Here is a 4177-nt window from a genome sequence, read left to right as displayed (position 1 = left end):
GCGGCGCGGCGCGGGGCCTCCTCGTCGTCGCTGGCGCCCTCGAACACCGCCACGAGCGCGCGGCGGATGGCCGACTGGCGCGCGGCGCCGGTGATCTTCGCGCCCATCAGGTCGGTGACGTAGAACACGTCCACCGCCCGCTCGCCGAAGGTCGCCACGTGCGCCGAGGCGATGTTGAGGTTGAGCCGCGACAGCGTGGTGGTGAGCTCGAACAAGAGGCCCGGCCGGTCGAGGCCGGAGACCTCCACCACGGTGTGGCGGTTCGACCAGGAATTGTTCACCGTCACCTCCGGCTCCACCGAGAAGGTGCGCCGGCCCTTCGGCAGCTTGCGGGCGATCACCTCCGGCAGGCGCACCTCGCCGGCCAGCGCCTTCTCGATGGCGTCCTTCACCTTGTCGGCGCGGCGCCGCTCGTCCTCGTCATGCTCGAAGGCGCGGCGGATGGAGATGGTGTCGAGCGCCAGCCCGTCCGTGGTGGTGGAGATGTGGGCGTCGACGATGTTGGCGCCGGCCGAGGCGCAGGCGCCGGCGATCACCGAAAGCAGCTTGGGATGGTCGGGTGCCAGCACCATCAAGGTGGTGATGCCCCGCGTGCGGTCGAGTTCCGCATGGACCGCCAGGCTCCTGCCCGCCGCCTCGGTGGCGTCCACGAAGCGGGCATGGATGAGCTTGGTGTCGAGGTCCACGCGCAGCCAATAGGGCGGATAGTGGCGCGACGCATAGGCGGCGACCTTCTCGTCCGGCCAGTCGGCGAGCGCGTGGCGGAACTGGGCCTGGGCGACGGCGACGCGCTTGCCGCGGTCGACCTCGGAGAAGCCGCCGGTGAGCACCGGCTCGGTCTCGTAATAGAGCGTGCGCAGAAGCTGCGCCTTCCAGCCGTTCCAGGTGCCCGGCCCCACCGCGCGGATGTCCGCCGTGGTGATGATGGTGAGCAGCTTCATGCGCTCGAGGTTCTGCACCACGGCGGCGAAGTTCTCGATGGTCTTCCTGTCCGAGAGGTCGCGCGACTGGGCGACGGTGGACATCACGAGATGCTGCTCCACCAGCCAGGCGACCGTCTCCGTCTCCACCGCCGAGAGGCCGAAGCGCGGGCAAAGGCGCCGGGCGATGCGGGCACCGGCGATGGAATGGTCCTCCGGGCGGCCCTTGGCGATGTCGTGCAGCAGCAGCGCCACATAGAGCAGGGCGCGGTTCTTCACCGTCGCCATCAGGTCGTTGGCGAGGCCGTTCTCGGGGTTCGACTTGCGCTCGATCTCCGAGAGGATGCCGATGCAGCGCAGCAGATGCTCGTCCACCGTGTAGTGGTGGTACATGTTGAACTGCATCATGGCGACGACCTTGCCGAACTCCGGCACGAAGCGCCCGAGCACGCCGGCCTCGTTCATGCGCCGCAGCACCGTCTCGGGCGCGTTGCGCGAGGACAGCACCTCCAGAAACAGGCGGTTGGCCTCCTCGTTCTCGCGCAGGTCCGCATCGATCAGCGCCAGCGAGCGGGCGGCAAGCCGCATGGCGTCCGGATGCAGCGCCAGGTCGCGCTTGTCGGCGATGTGGAACAGGCGGATGAGGTTGACGGGATCGCGCTGGAAGGCGTCCTCGTCCGCCACGTTGAGGCGGTCGTGGTCGACGATGAAGTCGGTGGTCTCCTTCAGCGCCACCTTGCGCGAGCGGCCGGAGAAGCGCTGCACCATGCCCTTGAGGCCGGGCACCGGCTTGTCGTGGCGCTCCTCCAGCGCGGCGGAGAGGATGGCGGTGAGGTCGCCCACGTCCTTCGCCACCAGGAAATAGTGCTTCATGAAGCGCTCGACGTCGCGCTGGCCGGGATGCTCGGTGTAGCCGAGGCGCTCGGCCATATCGCGCTGGAGGTCGAAGGAGAGGCGTTCCTCGGCCCGCCCGGTGAGGAAGTGCAGGTGGCAGCGCACCGACCACAGGAAATCCTCGCAGCGGGTGAACAGCCGCGCCTCCTCGCGGGTGAACACGCCCTTCGCCACCAATTGCCCGGTGGCGCGCACGCGGTAGACGTATTTCGCGATCCAGAACAGCGTGTGCAGGTCCCTGAGGCCGCCCTTGCCGTCCTTGACGTTGGGCTCCACCAGGTAGCGCGACTGGCCGGCGCGGCGCAGGCGCTCCTCGCGCTCGGCCATCTTGGCGGCCACGAACTCGGCGGCGGTGCCCTCCACCACCTCCTTGTCGAAGCGCCGTTCCAGGTCCTCGAACAGGGCCTTGTCGCCCACCAGGAAGCGCGCCTCCAGGATCGAGGTGCGGATGGTGACGTCGGCCCGAGCCTGGCGCAGCGATTCGTCCACCGAGCGGGTGGCGTGGCCGACCTTCAGGCCGAGGTCCCACAGCATGTAGAGCATGGCCTCGGCGACGCTCTCGCCCCAGGCGGTCTGCTTGTAGGGCAGCACGAACAGGATGTCGGTGTCGGAGCCCGGCGCCAGCATGCCGCGCCCGTAGCCGCCCACCGCCGCCACCGCCATGCGCTCGGAGCGCGAGGGGTTGTCCATGGGGTAGAGCAGCGTCGTGGCCACCTCGAACGCCGCCTGGATGATGGCATCCTGGAGCGCGGACAGGCGCTGGGCGCAGCACCGCCCGCACCCCTCCTCCATCAGCAGCCGCTCGGCCTCCGACCGGCCCTCGGCGAGCGCACGCTTCATGCGCGTGACGACCGCCTGCCGCAATTCCAGGTCGCGGCCCTGATGGGCGCGGGCGATGTCGAGAATCTCGGCCTTGAGCGCCTTGCCCTCGAAACGCTCGCCGATGGTCCGGGTCGCCCGCGGCGGGCGGGGGGCGGAGGTGCGCTGGATGTTCATGGCAAGAGTTATGCGCGAGATGGCGCAGGGCGTCGAGGGGCGCGGCGCCCGCGGCGCATGCCTTTGTGCTGCAATGCGGCAATGCTAGGCTTGCTCTTTCGCATGCCGGAAACCACCCATGGCCGCTCCGCTTCTTGTCGCCTTCACTGCCGGGCCGGCCGGCCTCTGGCGCATCGATCGCATCGCGCCGGTGATCGGCCCGACGCTGGCGGAAGCCGATCGCCTGGACGTCGCAGAGGGCCAGCGGCCGGACCCGGCGGCGGGCACCGCGTGGCAGCTCGGCGGGGTGACCAGTCATCCGCGCTACACCGAGCGCGCGGAGCTTTCTGCGCTGCGCGCGCGGCAGGAGGGCCTGGCACGTCCCGGCGCCACCTGCGCCGCGCTGATCCCGGTGCGCAAGACCGAGGCCTGGTGGGAACTGGCCCAGGACGAGCGGCGGGCCGTGATCGAGGAGCGCTCGCGGCACATCGCCATCGGCCTCGACTATCTGCCCCAGGTGGCGCGCCGGCTGCACCACAGCCGGGAGATCGGCGGCGAGCCGTTCGATTTCCTGACCTGGTTCGAATACGCGCCCGCCGACGCCGCGGCGTTCGAGGAGCTGGTCGGCCGCCTGCGGGCGACCGAGGAATGGCGCTATGTGGATCGGGAGGTGGACATCCGCCTCAGCCGCGACGGGGGCGCGGTCGCCATGGGCGCGGTCTTCTGAAGCACTCGCGAGCGGGGTGAAGCCGGTCCGCGCAATGCAGGCGCGTCGGACCGCCGGCGCCCGCGCGGCTCAGCGCTTGTTGCCGCTGAGCCAGGCCAGGAGCGGATTGGCCGGCGGCGGCGGGTTGGCGAGTTCCGCCACCACGATCAATTGCTTGACCTCGCCCCGCTTGAAGGCGGCAAGGAACTTCTCGTAGTCCTTGAACGAGACGCAGCCGTTGGAATCGCCGCGCGGCCCCAGCAGGTAGCTGTGGGTGAGGATGCCGTCGCGCCCGAACATCTTGTCCTTTTCGACCGGATGCATGCGGATCGCCTCGACGCCGTGGAACAGCGCCTCGCGCATCACCAGATTGTAGGTGTTGGGCGGAGTCGGGCCGACCATGCGCTTGGAGACGTGGCGCGGGTCGTCGAACATCTTGCCGTAGCCGGAATGCGCCTCCAGCCGGTCGCCGTTGGGCATGTAGACGGTCTGGCCGACGATGTCATAGACCGCATAGCCGCTGCCGGGGGTGGGCAGGGCCACGTCCGCCTTGGTCCACGGCACATGGTCCTTGTCCGCGTCGCGCGCGGCGAGGTCGCCATAGGCGTCGCGCTCGCGCGTGAGCGGGTTGGGCGTCGGCAGGGGCGCGGCGGACGCCGCCCGGCGGCCACGGCGACGGCCG

General features: G+C 70.1%; 3 protein-coding genes. 1 reads left to right on the top strand and 2 read right to left on the bottom strand.

Annotated features, from left to right (window positions below; genetic code table 11):
* Positions 1 to 2810 (bottom strand): [protein-PII] uridylyltransferase (locus tag AC2W7M_RS20950; RefSeq protein WP_486134608.1); only part of this gene is annotated, 2810 nt, incomplete at its 3' end.
* A gap of 118 nt (positions 2811 to 2928) precedes the next feature.
* Here AC2W7M_RS20950 and AC2W7M_RS20945 point away from each other — a divergent pair.
* Positions 2929 to 3516, top strand: a complete 588-nt coding sequence (locus AC2W7M_RS20945) for a chlorite dismutase family protein (protein WP_486134607.1) — start codon at positions 2929 to 2931, stop codon at positions 3514 to 3516.
* Positions 3517 to 3585: 69 nt separating this feature from the next.
* Here the strand turns inward: AC2W7M_RS20945 and AC2W7M_RS20940 are convergent.
* On the bottom strand, positions 3586 to 4177 hold a 592-nt coding region (locus tag AC2W7M_RS20940; protein WP_486134605.1), incomplete at its 5' end, for a DUF2778 domain-containing protein.

It is taken from the genome of Xanthobacter sp. BG11Y11_SDJG (genome assembly GCF_057364445.1).
This window is presented reverse-complemented; position numbering and strand designations above follow the sequence as displayed.